This window comes from Bacillus sp. SG20033, from assembly GCF_044570195.1.
GTDB classification, from domain to species: Bacteria; Bacillota; Bacilli; order Bacillales; family Bacillaceae; genus Bacillus; species Bacillus subtilis.
Window position 1 is genome coordinate 1676780 of record NZ_CP172606.1, and the last position, 21230, is coordinate 1698009.

Annotated in this window: 21 protein-coding genes and 1 other annotated feature; all 21 genes read left to right on the plus strand. The window is 45.3% G+C overall.

Features of this window, described 5'->3' with window-relative positions; all coding sequences use genetic code 11:
• Positions 1 to 54 precede the first annotated feature (54 nt).
• Positions 55 to 300: a YlmC/YmxH family sporulation protein gene (locus ACFVP7_RS08920; RefSeq protein WP_003232153.1), complete on the plus strand. Its 246-nt coding sequence runs from the start codon at positions 55 to 57 to the stop codon at positions 298 to 300.
• A gap of 162 nt (positions 301 to 462) precedes the next feature.
• Entirely contained in the window at positions 463 to 1299 is an 837-nt protein-coding gene (pgeF, locus tag ACFVP7_RS08925) for a peptidoglycan editing factor PgeF (RefSeq protein WP_338733675.1), read from the plus strand.
• A 6-nt stretch (positions 1300 to 1305) separates the two neighbouring features.
• Complete coding sequence (locus ACFVP7_RS08930) at positions 1306 to 1998, plus strand: YggS family pyridoxal phosphate-dependent enzyme (RefSeq protein WP_014476752.1); 693 nt, start codon at positions 1306 to 1308, stop codon at positions 1996 to 1998.
• Positions 1995 to 2450 (plus strand): cell division protein SepF, encoded by a 456-nt coding sequence (sepF, locus tag ACFVP7_RS08935; protein ID WP_014479735.1) that lies wholly within the window; start codon positions 1995 to 1997, stop codon positions 2448 to 2450. The genes ACFVP7_RS08930 and sepF overlap by 4 nt, the downstream gene beginning before the upstream one ends.
• Before the next feature lie 6 nt (positions 2451 to 2456).
• The gene (locus ACFVP7_RS08940; RefSeq protein ID WP_014479736.1) at positions 2457 to 2729 is read left to right on the plus strand and encodes a YggT family protein; all 273 of its coding nucleotides are present in this window, start codon (positions 2457 to 2459) and stop codon (positions 2727 to 2729) included.
• Between the two features lie 60 nt (positions 2730 to 2789).
• Positions 2790 to 3563: an RNA-binding protein gene (locus tag ACFVP7_RS08945; protein WP_003232140.1), complete on the plus strand. Its 774-nt coding sequence runs from the start codon at positions 2790 to 2792 to the stop codon at positions 3561 to 3563.
• Between the two features lie 93 nt (positions 3564 to 3656).
• Positions 3657 to 4151 carry a septum site-determining protein DivIVA gene (gene divIVA, locus ACFVP7_RS08950; protein ID WP_003221468.1) on the plus strand — a complete coding sequence of 165 codons (495 nt, stop codon included), beginning with the start codon at positions 3657 to 3659 and terminating at the stop codon, positions 4149 to 4151.
• A 62-nt stretch (positions 4152 to 4213) separates the two neighbouring features.
• Positions 4214 to 4440 (plus strand) — a binding site (T-box leader).
• A gap of 52 nt (positions 4441 to 4492) precedes the next feature.
• Entirely contained in the window at positions 4493 to 7258 is a 2766-nt protein-coding gene (gene ileS, locus ACFVP7_RS08955) for an isoleucine--tRNA ligase (RefSeq protein WP_338733682.1), read from the plus strand.
• 144 nt (positions 7259 to 7402) lie between these two features.
• The gene (gene ylyA, locus ACFVP7_RS08960) at positions 7403 to 7777 is read left to right on the plus strand and encodes a sporulation-related RNA polymerase-binding protein YlyA (RefSeq protein ID WP_338733684.1); all 375 of its coding nucleotides are present in this window, start codon (positions 7403 to 7405) and stop codon (positions 7775 to 7777) included.
• Between the two features lie 102 nt (positions 7778 to 7879).
• Entirely contained in the window at positions 7880 to 8344 is a 465-nt protein-coding gene (gene lspA / locus ACFVP7_RS08965; protein ID WP_003245047.1) for a signal peptidase II, read from the plus strand.
• 1 nt (position 8345) lies between these two features.
• Positions 8346 to 9257: an RluA family pseudouridine synthase gene (locus ACFVP7_RS08970; protein ID WP_003245307.1), complete on the plus strand. Its 912-nt coding sequence runs from the start codon at positions 8346 to 8348 to the stop codon at positions 9255 to 9257.
• A gap of 182 nt (positions 9258 to 9439) precedes the next feature.
• Positions 9440 to 9985: a bifunctional pyrimidine operon transcriptional regulator/uracil phosphoribosyltransferase gene (pyrR, locus tag ACFVP7_RS08975; protein ID WP_338733687.1), complete on the plus strand. Its 546-nt coding sequence runs from the start codon at positions 9440 to 9442 to the stop codon at positions 9983 to 9985.
• Positions 9986 to 10158: 173 nt separating this feature from the next.
• Complete coding sequence (pyrP, locus tag ACFVP7_RS08980; protein WP_338733689.1) at positions 10159 to 11466, plus strand: uracil permease PyrP; 1308 nt, start codon at positions 10159 to 10161, stop codon at positions 11464 to 11466.
• A gap of 144 nt (positions 11467 to 11610) precedes the next feature.
• Entirely contained in the window at positions 11611 to 12525 is a 915-nt protein-coding gene (locus ACFVP7_RS08985) for an aspartate carbamoyltransferase catalytic subunit (RefSeq protein WP_338733691.1), read from the plus strand.
• Positions 12509 to 13795, plus strand: coding sequence for a dihydroorotase (locus tag ACFVP7_RS08990; RefSeq protein ID WP_144482469.1), 1287 nt, complete (start codon positions 12509 to 12511; stop codon positions 13793 to 13795). The genes ACFVP7_RS08985 and ACFVP7_RS08990 overlap by 17 nt, the downstream gene beginning before the upstream one ends.
• A complete protein-coding gene (locus ACFVP7_RS08995) occupies positions 13792 to 14886 on the plus strand; it encodes a carbamoyl phosphate synthase small subunit (RefSeq protein ID WP_338733697.1) in 1095 nt (364 codons plus the stop codon). Before ACFVP7_RS08990 ends, ACFVP7_RS08995 begins: the two co-directional genes overlap by 4 nt.
• The gene (carB, locus tag ACFVP7_RS09000) at positions 14871 to 18086 is read left to right on the plus strand and encodes a carbamoyl-phosphate synthase (glutamine-hydrolyzing) large subunit (protein ID WP_396583158.1); all 3216 of its coding nucleotides are present in this window, start codon (positions 14871 to 14873) and stop codon (positions 18084 to 18086) included. Before ACFVP7_RS08995 ends, carB begins: the two co-directional genes overlap by 16 nt.
• Entirely contained in the window at positions 18083 to 18853 is a 771-nt protein-coding gene (pyrK, locus tag ACFVP7_RS09005) for a dihydroorotate oxidase B electron transfer subunit (RefSeq protein WP_014479746.1), read from the plus strand. Before carB ends, pyrK begins: the two co-directional genes overlap by 4 nt.
• On the plus strand, positions 18853 to 19788 hold the full coding sequence (locus ACFVP7_RS09010; RefSeq protein ID WP_338733703.1) for a dihydroorotate dehydrogenase: 936 nt from the start codon (positions 18853 to 18855) through the stop codon (positions 19786 to 19788). The genes pyrK and ACFVP7_RS09010 overlap by 1 nt, the downstream gene beginning before the upstream one ends.
• Positions 19757 to 20476: an orotidine-5'-phosphate decarboxylase gene (gene pyrF, locus ACFVP7_RS09015; protein ID WP_338733705.1), complete on the plus strand. Its 720-nt coding sequence runs from the start codon at positions 19757 to 19759 to the stop codon at positions 20474 to 20476. Before ACFVP7_RS09010 ends, pyrF begins: the two co-directional genes overlap by 32 nt.
• Complete coding sequence (gene pyrE / locus ACFVP7_RS09020; protein WP_338733707.1) at positions 20473 to 21105, plus strand: orotate phosphoribosyltransferase; 633 nt, start codon at positions 20473 to 20475, stop codon at positions 21103 to 21105. Before pyrF ends, pyrE begins: the two co-directional genes overlap by 4 nt.
• Positions 21106 to 21230: the final 125 nt, after the last annotated feature.

The window sequence follows — 21230 nt, forward strand, 5'->3', positions numbered from 1 at the left end:
TCAGCCTGCCCGTTCATATACTTGAACAAAAGGACGAAAAAAGGACGTGATGGAATGATCAGCATTTCAGAATTTCAGGTAAAGGATGTCGTCAATGTCTCAAACGGAAAAAAGCTGGGGAGTATTGGTGATATTGATATCAATGTGACCACTGGTAAAATTCAGGCGATCATACTAGGAGGAAATGGGAAAGTTCTCGGATTTTTTGGAAAAGAAGAGGAATTGGTCATTCCATGGCGAAATATAGTAAAAATCGGGGAAGATGTAATCTTGGTCCGATTAAGTGAACCACATGCATAAACCTGCTTGTCTGCCGCAGATTGGCAAATGCCGGAAGTCTCGATTCTTCCGGCACATTTCATTTAGAAATATGCAAATCGGCGCTCAACGTATGCAGTAAGATGTGGTAAAATAAGTGGGAAATTCCGCTTTTTTAAATGTTTGTCGAAAGGTTGGATCATCATGAATACATATCACCCATTCAGTCTTACCACACCCTCGACACTCATGATACAAGACTGGGCTCAAACGAATCAAAACAACAAAGAGGTCATTGCCGGATTTACGACAAAAAACGGCGGTGTCAGCCAAAAGCCTTTTGAATCGTTAAATACAGGATTGCACGTTCATGACAAAGATGCAGATGTAGTTAAAAATCGTGAATATATTGCCGATATGTTTAATACTGATTTGCAGTCTTGGGTATTCGCTGATCAGACACATGATAATCGCGTTCAGAAAGTGACGCAGAGGGATAGGGGAAAAGGCGCCCGTGAGTATCACACGGCTCTAAAAGCAACGGACGGGCTCTATACAAATGAAAAAAATGTATTTTTAGCATTATGCTTTGCTGATTGTGTGCCTCTTTTCTTTTATGATCCGGTTAAGTCGCTTGTCGGAGTCGCCCATGCCGGGTGGAAAGGCACCGTCAAACAGATTGGCAGAGAAATGGTGAAACAATGGACTGAGAAGGAAGGTTCAAATCCCTCAGATATTTACGCTGTTATTGGCCCGTCTATCAGCGGTGCATGCTATACGGTAGACGACCGCGTAATTGATGCTGTCCGCGCATTGCCGGTTTCAGCAGACCTTGCCGTTAATCAGACGGCAAAGGCACAATATCAGCTTGATCTGAAAGAGCTGAACCGTCTTATACTGAAGGACAGCGGTTTGGCAAGTGAACAAATTTCTGTCAGCGGTTTATGCACGGAAAGCGAGCCGTCTCTTTTCTATTCTCACCGCCGCGATCAGGGGAAAACTGGACGGATGATGTCCTTTATCGGAATGAAGGAGGCATAAAAGATCTTGCGTGTTGTTGATAATTTACGACATATAAACGAACGAATAAACGAAGCATGTAACAGATCGGGCCGCAGCTCCGATGAAGTTACGGTTATTGCAGTCACTAAATATGTATCGCCTGAAAGAGCACAGGAGGCAGTAGATGCTGGCATCACCTGCCTCGGAGAGAATCGGGATGCGGAACTGCTCCGCAAACAGGAATTGATAAAAGGGAATCCGGAATGGCATTTTATCGGCAGTCTGCAATCAAGAAAAGCAAAATCTGTCGTCAATTCGGTTTCCTATATCCATTCCCTAGACCGGCTCTCATTAGCGAAAGAAATTGAAAAACGGGCTGAAGGTACTGTACGATGCTTTGTGCAGGTCAATACCTCTCTTGAGCCTTCTAAACACGGCATGAAAAAAGAAGAAGTCATTCCATTCATACAGGAGCTTTCCGGTTTCGAACATATCCTTGTTGCCGGGCTGATGACAATGGCTCCGCTGACTGATGATCAAGATCAGATCAGAAGCTGTTTCAGGTCGCTGAGAGAACTCCGTGACCAGGTTCAGAAGCTGAACCAGCCGAACGCTCCGTGTACTGAACTGTCGATGGGCATGTCAAATGATTTTGAAATTGCAATTGAAGAAGGAGCTACTTATATTAGAATCGGCTCATCGTTAGTCGGAAATGAAACAGGGGGTGTACAGCAATGAGTATGAAAAATAAACTGAAAAACTTTTTCTCAATGGAAGATGAAGAATACGAATATGAATATATTGAGACAGAGCGGGAATCTCATGAGGAGCATGAGCAAAAAGAAAAGCCGGCTTATACGGGGAATAAACCTTCGGGCAAACAGAATGTAGTGAGCTTGCAAAGTGTTCAGAAATCCTCTAAAGTGGTGTTGAGTGAGCCGCGCGTTTATGCGGAGGCGCAGGAAATAGCCGACCATTTGAAGAACCGGCGGGCAGTTGTCGTCAATCTTCAGCGGATACAACATGACCAGGCGAAGCGGATTGTTGACTTTTTAAGCGGAACCGTTTATGCCATTGGCGGCGATATTCAAAGAATCGGCTCAGATATTTTCCTCTGCACGCCTGACAACGTAGATGTATCAGGCACAATTTCTGAGCTCATATCTGAAGACGAACATCAGAGGTGGTAAAGCGAGATGATCCTTTATCAAGTTTTTTCGGTTTTAAACTTATTAATCACAATATACTCATTTGCCCTGATCATATATATTTTTATGTCATGGGTGCCGAGTACGAGGGAAACAGCAGTCGGGCGTTTTTTGGCTTCGATTTGTGAACCATATCTCGAACCATTCAGAAAAATCATTCCTCCGATTGCAATGCTGGATATTTCACCAATCGTAGCAATACTTGTGCTTCGGTTTGCGACAACCGGCTTGTGGGGGCTTTATCGCATGATTGCGTTTTAATGTGACAGTTTGATAGGGGCTTGGCAGCAGCCAAGCCTCTTTACATAGAAGGGAAAGACGATGAGCGATATATATCAGCACTTCAGAAAAGACGAGCGGGCCTTTATTGATCAGGCGCTCGAATGGAAAAGAATTGTCCAGGAGCAGTACCGGATGAAGCTGACCGACTTTTTAGACCCACGAGAGCAGGTTATCCTTTCTGCTGTTACGGGACAGGCAGATGTCGGGCTTGCTTTTTCCGGCGGCTATGACAGAGCGGAGCGGAAACGGGCGATTCTGTTTCCAGAGTACATTACTCCGGAAGAATCGGATTTTGAATTGCAGGCGTTTAACGTCCGTTATGCTGACAAGTTTGTCTCAGTAGATCATCGTTCTCTGCTTGGTGCATTAATGGGCATAGGATTAAAGCGGCAAAAATTCGGTGATATCGTGTTTTCTGAGACAGCAGTGCAATTGATTGTCTCAGCCGATACCGCTGATTTTGTGGCTGCACAGCTGACCCAAGCAGGCAAAGCGGCGGTCAGCCTAGAGAAAATCGACTTATCAGACCTTAACATTCCAGCAGTTGATGTCGAAATAAGAGATGACACGGTTTCTTCTTTAAGGCTTGACGCCGTCTGCGCCTCTATGAGCAGGCAATCCCGCCAGAAATCACAGACGCTTGTGAAAAACGGCCTTGTGAAAGTGAACTGGAAGGTGGTTGAAGATCCTTCATACATAGTCGCGGAAGGGGACATGCTGTCAATCAGAGGTTTTGGCCGGTGCAGCTTAACAAAAATCGAAGGGAAAACCAAAAAAGACAAATGGAGAGTTACGTTTGAACGACAAAAATAGTCGGTTTTTCAGTTTTTTTCTCCATCTGTGCGAAATTTGTTTTATAATGTGAACTAGATAACCGTACTGAAATGTAAAAATGGAGGTGGCATCATGCCATTAACGCCAAATGATATTCACAACAAGACGTTTACAAAAAGTTTTCGCGGATATGATGAAGATGAAGTAAATGAATTCCTAGCCCAAGTCAGAAAAGATTACGAAATTGTTCTCCGCAAGAAAACTGAGCTTGAAGCGAAAGTCAATGAGCTTGATGAAAGAATCGGACACTTTGCCAATATTGAGGAGACATTGAATAAATCAATTTTAGTTGCTCAAGAAGCGGCTGAAGACGTAAAACGCAATTCTCAAAAAGAAGCAAAGCTGATCGTTCGGGAAGCGGAGAAAAACGCTGATCGCATTATCAACGAATCGTTATCAAAATCAAGAAAAATTGCAATGGAAATTGAAGAGCTGAAAAAACAGTCTAAAGTGTTCAGAACACGTTTCCAAATGCTGATTGAAGCTCAGCTTGATCTTCTGAAAAATGACGATTGGGATCATCTCCTTGAGTATGAAGTCGACGCTGTATTTGAGGAAAAGGAATAAATTCTCTGATTATCTTGACATTTTCTTAGCTTGTCGAATATAATACGTTCATAAATTCAGATGAAAAAACGGTTGAAAGGGACAGTCATGTTTCCTTCAGGCCTTCATAGCGACCCGGAGATGGTGAAAGTCCGGGATGGCCGGAATCATGTAGATCAGCCCTTTAGTTTCCTTGCTGAACTCACAGTAGGTTAGGACGTTCATCACGTTACGATGCTCAAGAGGAAAAAGTGTATGCTTGCTTTTTCTAAAAGGGTGGTACCGCGAGATAAGCTTTCTCGTCCCTTATGGGATGAGAGGGCTTTTTTTATTTTCTGAAAAAATGCAGTGGAGGAATGAAAATGGATTTTAAAGACACGCTCTTAATGCCGAAAACAGATTTCCCGATGCGTGGAAATTTGCCAAACCGTGAGCCTGACATTCAAAAAAAATGGGAGGAAGAAGATATCTACCGTCTTGTTCAGGAACGGACGAAAGACCGCCCGAAATTTGTTTTACATGACGGACCTCCGTATGCAAACGGCGACATCCATATGGGCCATGCACTTAACAAGATTTTGAAAGACTTCATTGTCCGCTATAAATCAATGAGCGGCTACAACGCACCGTATGTGCCGGGCTGGGATACACACGGATTGCCAATTGAAACAGCTCTGACAAAAAACAAAAAGGTCAACCGCAAAGAAATGTCAGTAGCGGAATTCCGCAAACTATGCGAAGAGTACGCTTGGAAGCAAATCGAGGGACAGCGTGAGCAATTCAAACGTCTTGGTGTCCGCGGTGACTGGGAAAACCCATACGTGACATTAAAACCGGAATACGAAGCGCAACAAATCCGCGTATTTGGTGAAATGGCAAAACGAGGCTACATTTACAAAGGCCTTAAACCGGTTAACTGGTCACCTTCAAGTGAGTCTGCTCTGGCTGAAGCCGAGATCGAATATCAAGACAAACGTTCAGCATCTATTTACGTCGCTTTTGGTGTAAAAGACGGAAAAGGCGTTCTTGAAAACGGCGAGCGCATCATTATTTGGACAACAACGCCTTGGACAATTCCGGCGAACCTCGGAATTTCAGTGCACCCTGATCTTGAGTACAGCGTGATTGCAGTAGGTGAAGACCGCTTTGTCGTAGCAAGTGCCTTAGTCGAAAATGTTGCATCGGCATGCGGATTTGATCAGTATGAAGTGACAAGAACGGTCAAAGGAAAAGACCTTGAGAACATTATCGCTGAACACCCGCTATATGGCAGAGACTCTCTCGTTATGCTTGGTGAACACGTAACAACTGATGCCGGAACAGGCTGTGTTCATACAGCGCCTGGACATGGGGAAGATGACTTTATCATCGGCCAAAAATACGGTTTAGATGTGCTTTGCCCGGTCGATGAAAAAGGTGTAATGACAAGCGAAGCTCCTGGCTTTGAAGGCATGTTCTATGATGATGCAAACAAAGCGATCACACAGCAGCTTGATGAAAAAGGCGCACTTGTGAAGCTTGAATTCATTACTCATTCTTATCCGCATGATTGGAGAACAAAAAAACCAACCATTTTCAGAGCGACAGCGCAATGGTTTGCGTCTATTAAAGATTTCAGATCAGACCTGCTGGATGCCATTAAAGAAACCAAATGGGTTCCTGAATGGGGCGAGCAGCGTTTGCACAACATGGTTCGGGACCGCGGAGACTGGTGTATTTCCAGACAGCGTGCGTGGGGTGTGCCGATTCCGGTATTTTACGCTGAAAACGGAGAACCGATTATTACAGATGAAACCATTGAACATGTTTCTGAATTGTTCAGACAGCATGGATCAAACATTTGGTTTGAAAAAGAAGCAAAGGATCTTCTTCCGGAAGGCTTTACGCATCCTGGCAGCCCGAACGGCACATTTACAAAAGAACAGGATATCATGGATGTTTGGTTTGATTCAGGCTCTTCACATCAAGCAGTGCTTGAAGAACGTGATGACCTCGTTCGCCCGGCTGATCTATACCTAGAGGGATCTGACCAATATCGCGGCTGGTTTAACTCTTCTCTTTCTACAGCAGTAGCCGTAACAGGGAAAGCGCCGTATAAAGGTGTGCTCAGCCATGGGTTCGCACTGGATGGAGAAGGACGCAAGATGAGTAAATCAATCGGTAACGTTGTTGTTCCGGCTAAAGTCATGAAACAGCTTGGTGCCGACATCTTAAGATTATGGGTATCTTCAGTGGATTATCAGGCGGACGTTCGCGTATCTGACGCCATTCTGAAGCAGGTTGCGGAAGTATATCGTAAAATCCGCAACACGTTCCGTTTCCTTCACGGCAACCTTTTCGATTTTGATCCAAAAACAAATGGGGTGGCTGTCGAAGATCTTCGTGAAGTGGATCAGTATATGCTGATTAAGCTGAACAAGCTGATTGATAAAGTGAAAAAAGCATATGATGAGTACGAATTTGCGGTTGTGTATCACAGCATTCATAATTTCTGCACAATCGAATTGAGCTCATTCTACCTTGATTTTGCAAAAGATATTGTCTACATCGAGCATGCGGATCATCCGGATAGACGCAGCATGCAGACAGTATTCTACGAAACGCTTCTTGCATTAGTGAAGCTTTCAGCGCCTATCCTTCCACATACGGCAGACGAATTGTGGTCTCATTTAACATTTGTTGAAGAGCAGAGCGTTCAGCTGACCGATATGCCGGAAACAATCGCGGTTCCAAACAGTGAAGCGACTGAAGAAAAATTTGACCGCTTTATGGCTCTTCGTGATGACGTGTTAAAAGCATTAGAAACTGCGCGAAATGAAAAAATTATCGGTAAATCTTTGGAAGCAAACCTGAAATTGTATCCAAACAAAGAAAACAAGGAGCTCTTGGCTTCCATAAAAGAAAACCTTTCTCAGCTGTTTATTGTGTCTGAACTGACAATCAGCGAAGAAAATGAAGCGCCGAACGATGCGCAAAGCTTTGCGACAGGTAAAATCGCTGTCGAGAAAGCGGAAGGCGAAATGTGTGAGAGATCTCGTGTGATTTCAAAAGATGTAGGGGCAAATCCGAAATATCCTACACTTTCATTACGCAACGCTGAAATCGTTGAAAAATACTATCAAAAATAATGCAAAAGAGCCCGGCTTAAAAGCCGGGCTTTTTTTGTGCCAAGAGTGACATCCTTTAGAACGACAGGAAAAATCTTATGGGCTTTAGATCATCATTCACAGGCAACAATAAAGATACTACGTTAAGAGCAGGAGTTGTGAAGAATGAATGATCAACTGACCGCAATTTATACGGAACTTCTTCTGATGAAAGAAGAATTACAGTCCAGATTATTTGAGTATTCTTGCTTTCAGGTTTCTACAAGGCCGCAAGCAGCAATCAATCAAAAACAAAAAGCAACTCTGATCTACCATATTAAAGAAGAACTTCAAGACGTTCTCCTTGCATTGTCCAAAATCGAAAACGGCACATTCGGATACTGTGAAGAAACCGGGGCCCCCATTCCTCTTGCAAAGCTGGCAGTGCTGCCGACGGCCCGAACAGCAAACGATTTTCTTTATTCTGTCCAATTTGAGAAAAAAACGCTTCCGATATGGAAATCAACGGATATCGAATATGGTCAGGCACTGTATGAATAACAGTGTCTGGCCGGTTATTATGCCTGATATTTCTTTACTCCAGTGCTTTTTATTGATAAAATGCATAATGGATTAAAGTAACCGTAAACTGGAGGAACGTTTGTGCTGTATTATATGATTGCACTACTTATTATTGCAGCCGATCAATTGACAAAATGGCTAGTTGTTAAGAACATGGAACTTGGCCAAAGCATTCCGATCATTGATCAGGTATTCTATATCACCTCCCATCGCAATACGGGTGCTGCATGGGGGATATTAGCGGGTCAGATGTGGTTTTTCTACCTCATAACAACCGCTGTTATTATTGGTATTGTTTATTACATACAGCGTTATACAAAAGGACAAAGGCTTCTTGGCGTTGCCCTCGGACTTATGCTTGGCGGTGCCATCGGCAACTTTATCGATCGGGCTGTCAGACAGGAAGTTGTGGATTTTATCCATGTTATTATTGTCAATTACAATTACCCGATATTTAACATCGCGGACTCTTCATTATGTGTCGGCGTAATGCTTTTATTTATACAAATGCTGTTGGACAGCGGGAAAAAGAAAAAGGAGCAATAGCATGAATCAAATTGATATAACCGCTTCAGAAGAACAAAAAAGTGAGCGGATTGATAAATTTTTGGCATCGACTGAGAATGATTGGTCAAGAACCCAGGTTCAGCAATGGGTAAAAGACGGACAGGTTGTCGTGAACGGAAGCGCGGTGAAAGCGAATTATAAAATTCAGCCGGGTGATCAGGTGACCGTCACTGTACCCGAACCGGAAGCGCTCGACGTCCTGGCAGAGCCTATGGATCTGGATATTTATTATGAGGACCAGGATGTGCTGGTCGTCAACAAACCTCGCGGAATGGTTGTTCACCCAGCACCCGGGCATCTTACGGGCACACTTGTAAACGGCCTTATGGCTCATTGCACAGACCTTTCCGGAATAAATGGCGTGATGCGTCCGGGTATTGTTCACAGAATCGATAAGGACACGTCCGGTTTATTAATGGTGGCGAAAAATGATATGGCACACGAGTCACTCGTAAACCAATTGGTCAACAAAACGGTCACCCGGAAATATACGGCCGTTGTCCACGGGCTTATTTCTCATGATGACGGCACAATTGACGCGCCGATCGGACGGGATAAAAAAGACCGTCAAAGCATGACTGTGACACGTGATGGCAAAAACGCTGTCACTCATTTTCATGTACTAGAGCGTTTTCAGGATTTTACGTTAGTGGAATGCCAGCTTGAAACAGGGAGAACCCATCAAATTCGTGTTCATATGAAATATATCGGATTCCCATTAGCAGGCGATCCGAAATACGGCCCAAGAAAAACAATCGACTTTAATGGCCAAGCGCTTCACGCGGGAGTTTTAGGTTTTGACCATCCACGAACAGGAGAATATGTCGAATTTGAAGCGCCGCTTCCTGAGGATATGGCAGAATTAATCGAAAACCTCAGAAAAAACGGTTGACAGCGTGTTTCTTTTCTGAAATAATAAACGAAGCTGAATAGATTCTTTAAAACAGTCCAGAGAGGCTGAGAAGGATAACGGATAGACGGGATGCGTGTACAGGCGCGCACCTTGTCCTAAAACCCCTCTATGCTCTGGCAGGAGGGGTTTTTTCTTCTATATGAACTGTGAGGTGTCACACATTGAATCAAAAAGCTGTCATTCTCGACGAACAGGCAATCAGACGGGCGCTGACCAGGATTGCTCACGAAATGATCGAACGCAATAAAGGAATGAATAACTGCATTCTTGTCGGCATTAAGACAAGAGGGATTTACCTGGCAAAACGCCTTGCGGAACGCATTGAACAGATTGAGGGAAATCTTGTTACAGTCGGTGAAATTGATATTACTCTTTACAGAGATGATCTTTCTAAAAAAACAAGCAACGATGAACCGCTTGTAAAAGGTGCAGATATTCCGGTAGATATTACAGATCAAAAAGTCATTCTCGTTGATGATGTTCTGTATACCGGAAGAACAGTCAGAGCAGGAATGGATGCGCTTGTTGATGTAGGCAGACCTTCCTCCATTCAGCTTGCAGTGCTTGTGGACAGAGGGCACCGGGAGCTGCCGATCCGAGCGGATTATATCGGGAAAAACATCCCGACATCAAAGTCTGAAAAGGTTATGGTTCAGCTTGATGAGGTAGACCAAAACGATCTCGTCGCCATTTATGAAAACGAATAATAGATCACCTTTTTAAGGGCAATCCAGAGAGGTTGCAAAGAGGTGCACAACAAAGGCCCAAAAAGTATTCGGCAGGTCTTTGTATGCCTCTTTGCGTAAAAAAGCAAAGAGGTTTTTTTATACAGTCATTGAGTCATCCTAAAATGAAAGTCAACAATCAGGGGGAAATCATCATGAGTAAGAAAAAAGTAAATTTAGGGGTCAAGGATGTCCCGACACCTTTCTCTTGGGTTTCATTCAGCCTTCAGCATTTGTTTGCCATGTTTGGCTCAACCATTTTGGTTCCGAAGCTCGTCGGAATGAGTCCTGCTGTGGCGCTGGTGACAAGCGGCATCGGAACACTGGCGTATCTTCTTATTACGAAAGGGCAAATTCCGGCGTATCTCGGTTCGTCCTTCGCCTTTATTTCTCCGATCATTCTGGTAAAAGCGACCGGCGGGCCGGGAGCGGCAATGGTTGGAGCGTTTCTTGCAGGGCTGGTGTACGGGCTGATTGCCTTATTGATCAGGCAGCTTGGAACAGGATGGCTGATGAAGATTCTCCCGCCTGTAGTCGTAGGGCCTGTTATTATCGTCATCGGGCTGGGACTGGCAAGCACTGCGGTAAACATGGCGATGTATGCTGATCCAAACGCGAGTGAGTTGGTCTACAGCTTAAAGCACTTTAGTGTCGCAGGAGTTACGCTGGCAATCACGATTATTTGTGCGATTTTCTTACGAGGATTTTTAAGCCTGATTCCGGTTCTGATCGGAATCATCGGCGGATACCTGTTTGCCCTTACTCAAGGGATTGTCAACTTCCAGCCGGTGCTTGACGCGAAATGGTTCGCAGTGCCTGAATTTATCATTCCGTTCAAAGATTATTCACCGTCAGTTACACTCGGCATCGCAGCCGCAATGGTTCCTGTCGCATTTGTCACAATGTCAGAGCATATCGGCCACCAAATGGTGCTGAGCAAGGTTGTCGGACAAGACTTCATTAAAAAGCCAGGTCTTCATCGCTCTATTATGGGTGACAGTGTGGCGACAATCCTCGCTTCCCTGATCGGCGGTCCGCCCACAACGACTTACGGAGAAAACATTGGCGTGCTGGCCATCACAAGAGTATTCAGCGTCTTTGTCATCGGAGGAGCGGCAGTGATTGCCTGTTGCTTCGGCTTTATCGGCAAAATTTCAGCGCTGATCAGTTCAGTGCCGTCAGCGGTCATGGGAGGCGTCTCCTTCCTGCTGTTCGGAATCATTGCTTCAAGCGGCCTGAGAATGCTGATTGACAACAAAATTGATTATGAAAACAACAGAAACCTCATTATTACATCAGTTATCCTTGTCATCGGTGTAGGAGGCGCTTTTATCCAAGTATCTCAAGGCGGATTCCAAGTGTCAGGAATGGCGCTTGCCGCAATTGTCGGTGTCATCTTAAACCTGATTCTTCCGCAGGCGAAGGAAGAGCAGACAGACACATCTGAACAACATCATATTTAAAACCTTTTAATGAAAGTCCAGAGAGGCTTGGAAGGGTTATGAAGAGAAGGAAGCTTCAATGCTGCCCTCTATTTAACCATACCCCGAGTCTATCTTAGACCGGGGTTTTTTTCAGCCTTAAGTTGAAAAGAGAGGGGAAAGAACATGAAGCATTTAACGACGATGAGTGAACTCGGCACTGAGGAAATCAAAGATTTGCTTCAATCAGCACAAGACCTTAAAAGCGGAAAAACAGACAATCAGCTTACAGGAAAGTTTGCCGCAAACCTGTTTTTCGAACCGAGCACGAGAACGCGGTTCAGCTTTGAGGTCGCAGAAAAAAAGCTGGGCATGAATGTGCTAAACCTTGATGGAACAAGCACAAGCGTGCAAAAAGGCGAAACCTTATATGACACGATCCGGACGCTCGAATCAATCGGTGTGGACGTCTGCGTCATCAGGCACAGTGAGGATGAGTATTATGAAGAGCTTGTCAGCCAGGTGAACATTCCGATTCTGAATGCGGGAGACGGATGCGGCCAGCATCCAACACAATCACTGCTTGATTTAATGACGATTTATGAAGAGTTCAATACGTTCAAAGGGCTTACCGTCTCCATTCACGGCGACATCAAGCATAGCAGAGTGGCAAGGTCAAATGCGGAAGTGTTGACAAGATTGGGTGCCCGGGTCCTATTTTCCGGCCCTTCGGAATGGCAGGATGAAGAAAATACATTCGGCACGTATGTCTCAATGGATGAAGCAGTTGAGTCTTCCGATGTTGTCATGCTGCTGCGCATTCAAAATGAACGACATCAGTCCGCTGTCAGCCAGGAAGGCTATTTAAACAAATACGGCTTGACCGTAGAACGGGCTGAGCGTATGAAGCGGCATGCGATCATCATGCATCCTGCTCCGGTAAACAGAGGAGTGGAGATTGATGACAGCTTAGTAGAAAGCGAAAAATCAAGAATCTTCAAGCAAATGCAAAATGGCGTATTTATCAGAATGGCAGTGATACAGCGTGCCTTACAAACCAATGTGAAAAGAGGAGAAGCAGCGTATGTCATATCTCATTAAAAACGGCTGGATACTAAACGAAAATGGTGAAAAAACAGAAGCGGATATCCGAGTGACTGGAGAAACCATCACCGCAATCGGCAAGCTTGATGCAACGGATAATGAAACGGTAATTGATGCAAAAGGTTTGCTCGTTTCACCTGGGTTTGTTGATCTCCACGTGCATTTCAGAGAGCCGGGCGGAGAGAAAAAAGAAACTATTGAAACCGGGGCAAAAGCAGCGGCACGCGGCGGCTATACTACAGTAGCAGCAATGCCGAATACGCGGCCGGTTCCTGATACAAAGGAGCAGATGGAATGGGTGCAAAACAGAATTAAAGAAACATCATGCGTCAGAGTTCTTCCATATGCATCCATTACGATCAGGCAAATCGGCGATGAAATGACAAACTTTGAAGCGTTAAAAGAAGCCGGGGCATTTGCTTTTACAGATGACGGCGTTGGTATACAGACAGCAGGAATGATGTATGAAGCGATGAAACGGGCAGCCGCAATTGACAAAGCAATTGTTGCACATTGCGAGGACAACTCCTTAATTTACGGAGGCAGCGTACATGAGGGGACATTCTCCAAAGCGAACGGGCTCAACGGCATTCCTTCTGTGTGTGAATCGGTTCATATTGCCCGCGATGTGCTGCTGGCTGAGGCGGCAAACTGCCATTATCATGTATGCCATATCAGCACGAAAGAATCTGTCAGGGTTGTACGCGATGCGAAAAAAGCGGGAATCAGAGTGACAGCAGAAGTGTCGCCGCATCATTTGCTGCTTTGTGATGAGGATATCCCGGGGCTGGACACAAACTATAAAATGAATCCGCCGCTCCGCAGTGCAGAAGACAGAGCTGCTTTAATTGAAGGTCTTTTAGACGGAACAATTGATTTTATCGCAACAGACCATGCACCGCATACGGAAGAAGAGAAAAAAACAGAAATGAAACTGGCGCCATTCGGAATTGTCGGCTTAGAAACAGCATTCCCGCTTCTTTACACACACTTTGTCAAAAATGGCAGCTGGTCGCTGAAGCAGCTGATTGACTACATGACAATCAAGCCATGCGAAGCGTTCGGTCTCCCATATGGAACATTACAAACGGGGCAAGCTGCGGACATTACGTTAATCGATTTAGAAAAAGAAGCAGTTATAGACAAAGAGACATTTTTATCAAAAGGAAAAAATACACCATTCAACGGCATCAGCTGCACCGGCTGGCCGGTCGCTACAATTGCGGCAGGGAAGCTTGCTTATGAAGAGGGGAGACTTGTCAAATGAAGAGACGATTAGTACTGGAAAACGGAGCAGTATTCGAGGGAGAAGCCTTCGGAAGCTTAGAACACAACATGGGAGAAGTCGTTTTTAATACTGGGATGACAGGCTATCAGGAAATTTTATCTGACCCTTCTTACTGCGGACAGATCGTAACATTAACATACCCGCTTATCGGAAATTACGGCATTAACCGTGATGATTTTGAATCCATTACCCCTTTTGTAAAAGGGCTGATCATCAAAGAATTATGTGAGCTGCCTTCCAACTGGCGTTCAGCATACACCTTAGACGAGTATTTAAAAATGAAAAACATTCCCGGACTCCAGGGGATTGATACAAGGAAGCTGACAAGAATGATCCGCACGGCAGGCGCGCTAAAAGGAACATTCGCTTCATCTGATGAAGATATCGAAGCAGTGCTGAAAAGACTGAACGAAACGGAATTGCCAAGAAATCAAGTATCCCAAGTATCAGCAAAAACAGCATATCCGAGCCCGGGAAGAGGCAAACGCATTGTCTTGGTTGACTTCGGCATGAAACACGGGATTCTAAGAGAGCTGAACAAACGGAAATGTGACGTCATCGTTGTGCCTTACAACATTACAGCGGAAGAGGTGCTTCAGCTGAAACCGGACGGTATCATGCTTTCTAACGGACCTGGAGACCCGAAGGATGTGCCTGAAGCGATTGAAATGATTAAAGGTGTTCTTGGAAAAGTGCCATTATTCGGAATATGTCTTGGCCACCAATTATTCGCGCTGGCGTGCGGGGCGAATACTGAAAAAATGAAATTCGGCCACAGGGGCTCAAACCACCCGGTAAAAGAGCTGGCTACAGGAAAAGTTGCCTTAACATCTCAAAACCATGGATATACAGTTTCGTCTATCAGTAAAACAGAACTGGAAGTGACGCATATCGCAATTAACGACGATACGATTGAAGGGCTGAAGCATAAAACATTGCCGGCATTTACGGTTCAATATCATCCCGAATCCTCACCTGGTCCTGAGGATGCCAACCATCTATTTGACAGATTCATCGAAATGATCGAAACAACAGAGAAAGAAGGGGAAGCGGTATGCCAAAACGCGTAGACATTAACAAAATTTTAGTAATCGGATCTGGACCGATCATCATCGGCCAAGCAGCAGAATTTGACTATGCGGGAACACAAGCCTGTCTTGCTTTGAAAGAAGAAGGCTATGAAGTCATCCTTGTCAACTCAAACCCTGCCACGATCATGACAGATACAGAAATGGCTGACCGGGTTTACATTGAACCGCTCACACCTGAATTCCTGACACGAATCATCAGAAAAGAGCGCCCGGATGCCATTCTTCCTACACTCGGAGGCCAAACCGGTTTGAATCTTGCGGTTGAGCTTTCTGAAAGAGGCGTTTTGGCAGAATGCGGCGTCGAAGTGCTTGGCACGAAACTGTCTGCGATTCAGCAAGCTGAAGACCGTGACTTGTTCAGAACATTAATGAATGAACTGAATGAACCGGTGCCTGAAAGTGAGATTATCCACTCCCTTGAAGAAGCAGAAAAATTCGTCAGTCAAATTGGATTCCCTGTCATTGTCCGCCCGGCATATACATTAGGCGGAACAGGCGGAGGCATCTGCTCGAATGAAACAGAGCTAAAAGAAATCGTTGAGAACGGCTTGAAATTAAGCCCGGTACACCAATGTCTGCTTGAAAAAAGCATCGCCGGCTATAAAGAAATCGAGTATGAAGTCATGAGAGACAGCCAGGATCACGCCATTGTCGTTTGTAACATGGAAAACATTGATCCGGTTGGAATCCATACTGGAGACAGTATTGTTGTCGCGCCGAGCCAAACGCTCAGCGATCGCGAATATCAGCTCTTGCGGAATGTATCGTTAAAACTGATTCGCGCGCTTGGAATCGAAGGCGGATGTAACGTGCAGCTCGCTTTAGACCCAGACAGCTTCCAATATTACATTATTGAAGTAAATCCGCGTGTCAGCCGTTCATCTGCCCTTGCATCAAAAGCAACGGGATACCCGATTGCAAAGCTCGCTGCTAAAATTGCAGTCGGACTTTCATTAGATGAAATGATGAACCCGGTGACAGGAAAAACATATGCAGCATTTGAACCTGCTCTTGACTATGTCGTATCCAAAATTCCGCGCTGGCCGTTTGATAAGTTTGAATCAGCAAACAGAAAGCTTGGCACGCAAATGAAAGCGACAGGTGAGGTCATGGCAATCGGCCGCACGCTTGAAGAGTCATTGCTAAAGGCAGTGCGATCACTGGAAGCGGATGTGTATCATCTTGAATTGAAAGATGCCGCTGACATTTCAGATGAGCTTCTTGAAAAGCGAATTAAAAAGGCCGGTGATGAACGCTTATTCTACTTAGCTGAAGCGTACAGAAGAGGCTACACGGTAGAAGACCTCCATGAATTTTCCGCTATCGATGTTTTCTTCTTGCATAAGCTGTTCGGAATCGTACAGTTTGAAAAAGAATTGAAGGCCAATGCGGGCAATACGGATGTGCTGAGACGGGCAAAAGAACTCGGCTTCTCTGATCAGTACATTAGCCGTGAATGGAAAATGAAAGAATCCGAGCTTTACAGCTTGAGAAAACAAGCGGGGATTGCGCCGGTATTCAAAATGGTAGATACGTGTGCCGCGGAATTTGAGTCAGAAACGCCATACTTCTATAGCACATATGAAGAAGAAAATGAATCTGTCGTTACAGATAAGAAAAGTGTGATGGTGCTTGGTTCGGGTCCGATTCGAATCGGTCAGGGTGTCGAGTTCGACTATGCGACGGTTCACTCTGTATGGGCAATTAAACAAGCAGGCTATGAAGCCATTATTGTCAACAACAACCCGGAAACCGTTTCAACAGACTTCAGCATCTCAGACAAGCTATATTTTGAACCGCTTACAATTGAAGATGTTATGCACATCATTGACCTTGAACAGCCAATGGGTGTTGTCGTACAGTTCGGCGGACAAACTGCGATTAACCTTGCTGACGAGCTTTCTGCACGCGGAGTGAAAATCCTTGGAACTTCATTAGAAGATTTAGACCGTGCAGAAGACCGGGATAAATTTGAACAAGCGCTTGGAGAACTTGGTGTTCCTCAGCCGCTTGGCAAAACAGCGACATCAGTTGATCAGGCGGTAAGCATCGCGAGTGATATCGGTTATCCGGTACTGGTGCGTCCTTCCTATGTACTTGGCGGCCGGGCGATGGAGATTGTGTATCATGAAGAAGAGCTGCTTCATTACATGAAAAACGCAGTTAAAATCAATCCACAGCACCCTGTATTAATTGACAGATACTTGACAGGAAAAGAAATTGAAGTCGATGCAGTATCCGACGGTGAAACAGTCGTCATTCCGGGAATTATGGAGCACATTGAACGTGCGGGCGTTCACTCCGGAGACTCAATCGCTGTTTATCCGCCTCAGTCTCTCACAGAGGACATTAAGAAAAAAATTGAACAATACACGATCGCATTGGCTAAAGGGCTGAATATTGTCGGTTTGCTCAATATTCAATTCGTCTTGTCGCAAGGTGAGGTGTACGTGCTAGAAGTGAATCCGAGATCAAGCAGAACCGTACCGTTTTTAAGCAAAATTACGGGTATCCCAATGGCGAATCTCGCAACAAAAATCATTCTTGGTCAAAAGCTGGCTGCGTTTGGCTATACAGAGGGCCTTCAGCCTGAACAGCAAGGTGTATTTGTAAAAGCGCCGGTCTTCTCCTTTGCCAAGCTGAGAAGAGTGGACATTACGTTAGGGCCTGAAATGAAATCAACAGGTGAAGTCATGGGGAAAGATTCGACACTTGAAAAGGCGCTCTACAAAGCCTTAATTGCTTCAGGTATTCAAATCCCGAACTATGGTTCCGTGCTTTTAACAGTAGCTGATAAGGACAAAGAAGAAGGGCTTGCCATTGCTAAGCGGTTCCACGCGATCGGCTACAACATTTTAGCGACGGAAGGAACGGCAGGCTACCTGAAAGAAGCTTCCATTCCAGCGAAGGTCGTCGGAAAAATCGGTCAGGATGGCCCGAACTTGCTTGACGTCATCAGAAACGGAGAAGCGCAGTTTGTCATCAATACGCTGACAAAAGGAAAGCAGCCGGCAAGAGACGGTTTTAGAATCAGACGTGAATCAGTAGAAAATGGTGTTGCCTGCCTAACATCTTTAGATACGGCAGAGGCGATATTGCGAGTGCTGGAAAGCATGACATTCCGTGCTGATCAAATGCCGGCAGTCAACACAAATCAGGAGGCGACAGTCACTATATGAAAAAAGCGTATTTGACAGTATGTTCTAACCAGCAAATTGCAGACCGGGTGTTTCAAATGGTTCTGAAAGGGGAGCTTGTCCAAGGGTTTACAACCCCTGGACAGTTCCTTCATCTTAAAGTGAGCGAAGCGGTTACGCCTCTTTTGAGAAGGCCAATCAGCATCGCAGACGTCAACTTTGAAAAAAATGAAGTCACCATCATTTATCGGGTAGATGGGGAAGGGACAAGACTCTTGTCACTGAAGCAGCAGGGAGAACTTGTGGATGTCCTCGGGCCTTTGGGAAATGGCTTTCCTGTTAATGAAGTTCAACCCGGAAAGACGGCTTTGCTGGTAGGAGGCGGAGTAGGTGTGCCGCCTCTCCAAGAGCTGTCGAAACGCTTGATTGAAAAAGGGGTAAATGTCATCCACGTTTTAGGATTCCAATCGGCAAAGGATGTTTTTTACGAGGAAGAATGCCGGCAGTACGGAGACACGTATGTGGCAACAGCTGACGGAAGCTACGGGGAAACCGGATTTGTCACAGATGTGATTAAACGGAAAAATCTAGAGTTTGATATCCTCCTCAGCTGCGGGCCGACACCGATGCTCAAGGCGTTAAAACAGGAATATGCTCATAAAGAAGTATATCTGTCCATGGAGGAACGAATGGGCTGCGGAATCGGCGCATGCTTCGCGTGTGTGTGCCATACAAACGAAAGTGAGACGTCCTATGTAAAAGTATGTCTCGACGGGCCTGTATTTAAAGCTCAGGAGGTGGCGCTGTAATGCTAGAGGTGAAATTGCCGGGACTTCATTTGAAAAACCCAATCATTCCTGCATCAGGCTGCTTCGGTTTTGGAAAAGAATTTTCACGTTTTTATAATTTGTCTTGTCTTGGAGCCATCATGATTAAGGCTACGACAAAGGAGCCACGCTTTGGGAATCCGACGCCGCGGGTAGCTGAGACTGGTGCTGGAATGCTCAATGCGATCGGTCTCCAAAATCCGGGGCTGGATAGCGTGTTGCATAATGAGCTGCCGTGGCTTGAGCAGTTTGATACGCCGATCATTGCCAATGTCGCAGGTTCTCAAGTCGAGGATTATGTTGAAGTCGCAGAGCATATCAGCAAAGCGCCAAATGTTCATGCTCTTGAATTGAATATTTCCTGCCCGAATGTGAAAACAGGCGGAATCGCTTTTGGCACGAATCCTGAAATGGCTGCCGATTTGACAAAAGCGGTGAAAGAGGTTTCGGATGTACCCGTTTATGTGAAGCTTTCCCCGAACGTGGCTAATATCACAGAAATTGCCTTAGCGATCGAGGAAGCGGGAGCGGACGGTCTTACGATGATCAACACACTAATCGGCATGAGACTCGATTTAAAAACCGGCAAACCGATATTAGCGAATAAAACAGGGGGGCTTTCCGGCCCTGCTGTGAAGCCGGTTGCCATTCGCATGGTGTATGAAGTCAGCCAGGCGGTCAACATCCCGATTATCGGAATGGGAGGCGTGCAGACTGCTGAAGATGCCCTGGAATTTCTTCTCGCGGGAGCAAGCGCAGTCGCTGTCGGAACAGCAAACTTTGTGAATCCTTTTGCATGTCCAGAGATTATTGAACAGCTCCCATCTGTTTTGCGCCAATACGGCTATCAATCAATTGAAGAATGCATCGGAAGGAGCTGGAATCATGAAAAACAACCTGCCCATCATCGCGCTTGATTTTGCATCAGCTGAAGAAACACTTGCGTTCTTAGCGTCTTTTCAGCAAGAACCGTTATTTGTAAAGGTTGGAATGGAGCTTTTTTATCAAGAAGGACCATCGATCGTGAAACAATTAAAAGAAAGAAACTGCGAGCTGTTTTTAGATCTCAAGCTCCATGACATCCCGACTACTGTAAACAAAGCGATGAAGCGCCTTGCCAGTCTTGGCGTAGACCTCGTCAATGTTCATGCTGCCGGGGGCAAAAAAATGATGCAGGCAGCTCTCGAAGGCTTAGAAGAAGGTACGCCGGCCGGAAAAAAACGTCCGTCACTTATCGCGGTAACCCAGCTGACAAGCACATCTGAACAAATCATGAAAGATGAACTGCTGATCGAAAAGTCTCTGATTGATACGGTTGTGCACTACAGCAAAAAGGCGGAAGAAAGCGGACTGGATGGAGTGGTCTGCTCTGTTCATGAAGCAAAAGCCATTTACCAAGCGGTGTCGCCTTCATTTCTGACTGTCACTCCAGGGATCAGAATGTCAGAGGACGCTGCGAATGACCAAGTCCGCGTGGCGACGCCTGCCATTGCAAGAGAGAAAGGTTCATCAGCGATTGTAGTAGGACGCTCGATTACAAAAGCGGAAGACCCGGTAAAAGCCTATAAGGCTGTCAGACTTGAATGGGAGGGAATCAAATCTTGAAACAAATCATCGCAAAACATCTATTAGACATCCAAGCTGTATTTTTACGCCCGAACGAGCCGTTCACATGGGCAAGCGGCATTTTATCACCAATCTACTGTGACAACCGCCTTACGCTATCTTTCCCAGAGGTCAGAAACGATGTCGCATCAGGTATCAGCAAGCTTGTCAAAGAGCATTTTCCTGAAGCTGAAATGATTGCGGGAACAGCAACTGCCGGTATTCCTCATGCTGCTTTAGCGGCTGACCGTTTGAATCTTCCGATGTGTTATGTGAGGAGCAAGCCGAAGGCGCACGGTAAAGGCAATCAGATTGAGGGAGCTGTGCAAGAAGGGCAAAAAACAGTCGTCATTGAAGACTTAATCTCCACAGGAGGCAGTGTGCTTGAAGCTTGTGCAGCTTTACAAGTGGCCGGCTGTGAGGTGCTTGGTGTCGTCTCAATCTTTACGTACGGACTTCCTAAAGCGGAGGAAACCTTCGCAAAGGCAGAACTGCCATACTACTCATTAACTGATTATGATACGCTCACAGAGGTCGCGCTTGAAAACGGAAATATTCATTCAGATGATCTAAAAAAGCTGCAAACATGGAAACGAAATCCCGAGTCAAAAGATTGGTTTAAAAAATAAAAAATAAATTCAAATGATGTAAAGAGGCTTCAAAGCCTTGCTGTACTTGAAAACAGGCTATGAGGCCTGTTTTTTTATTAATCCTATAAAAAAAGTCGGGTTGACTTATGTTAGAATTGTGCTAA

Bases quoted from the DNA above. Each gene is read 5' to 3' on its own strand.
- ACFVP7_RS08970 (WP_003245307.1), top strand. From the start codon at position 8,346: ATGAATCAAATTGATATAACCGCTTCAGAAGAACAAAAAAGTGAGCGG.
- ACFVP7_RS08985 (WP_338733691.1), top strand. From the start codon at position 11,611: ATGAAGCATTTAACGACGATGAGTGAACTCGGCACTGAGGAAATCAAA.
- ileS (WP_338733682.1), top strand. From the start codon at position 4,493: ATGGATTTTAAAGACACGCTCTTAATGCCGAAAACAGATTTCCCGATG.
- sepF (WP_014479735.1), top strand. From the start codon at position 1,995: ATGAGTATGAAAAATAAACTGAAAAACTTTTTCTCAATGGAAGATGAA.
- pyrF (WP_338733705.1), top strand. From the start codon at position 19,757: ATGAAAAACAACCTGCCCATCATCGCGCTTGATTTTGCATCAGCTGAA.
- ACFVP7_RS08990 (WP_144482469.1), top strand. From the start codon at position 12,509: ATGTCATATCTCATTAAAAACGGCTGGATACTAAACGAAAATGGTGAA.
- divIVA (WP_003221468.1), top strand. From the start codon at position 3,657: ATGCCATTAACGCCAAATGATATTCACAACAAGACGTTTACAAAAAGT.
- ACFVP7_RS08920 (WP_003232153.1), top strand. From the start codon at position 55: ATGATCAGCATTTCAGAATTTCAGGTAAAGGATGTCGTCAATGTCTCA.
- carB (WP_396583158.1), top strand. From the start codon at position 14,871: ATGCCAAAACGCGTAGACATTAACAAAATTTTAGTAATCGGATCTGGA.
- ACFVP7_RS08940 (WP_014479736.1), top strand. From the start codon at position 2,457: ATGATCCTTTATCAAGTTTTTTCGGTTTTAAACTTATTAATCACAATA.
- pyrP (WP_338733689.1), top strand. From the start codon at position 10,159: ATGAGTAAGAAAAAAGTAAATTTAGGGGTCAAGGATGTCCCGACACCT.
- pgeF (WP_338733675.1), top strand. From the start codon at position 463: ATGAATACATATCACCCATTCAGTCTTACCACACCCTCGACACTCATG.
- ylyA (WP_338733684.1), top strand. From the start codon at position 7,403: ATGAATGATCAACTGACCGCAATTTATACGGAACTTCTTCTGATGAAA.
- ACFVP7_RS08945 (WP_003232140.1), top strand. From the start codon at position 2,790: ATGAGCGATATATATCAGCACTTCAGAAAAGACGAGCGGGCCTTTATT.
- ACFVP7_RS08995 (WP_338733697.1), top strand. From the start codon at position 13,792: ATGAAGAGACGATTAGTACTGGAAAACGGAGCAGTATTCGAGGGAGAA.
- pyrK (WP_014479746.1), top strand. From the start codon at position 18,083: ATGAAAAAAGCGTATTTGACAGTATGTTCTAACCAGCAAATTGCAGAC.
- ACFVP7_RS09010 (WP_338733703.1), top strand. From the start codon at position 18,853: ATGCTAGAGGTGAAATTGCCGGGACTTCATTTGAAAAACCCAATCATT.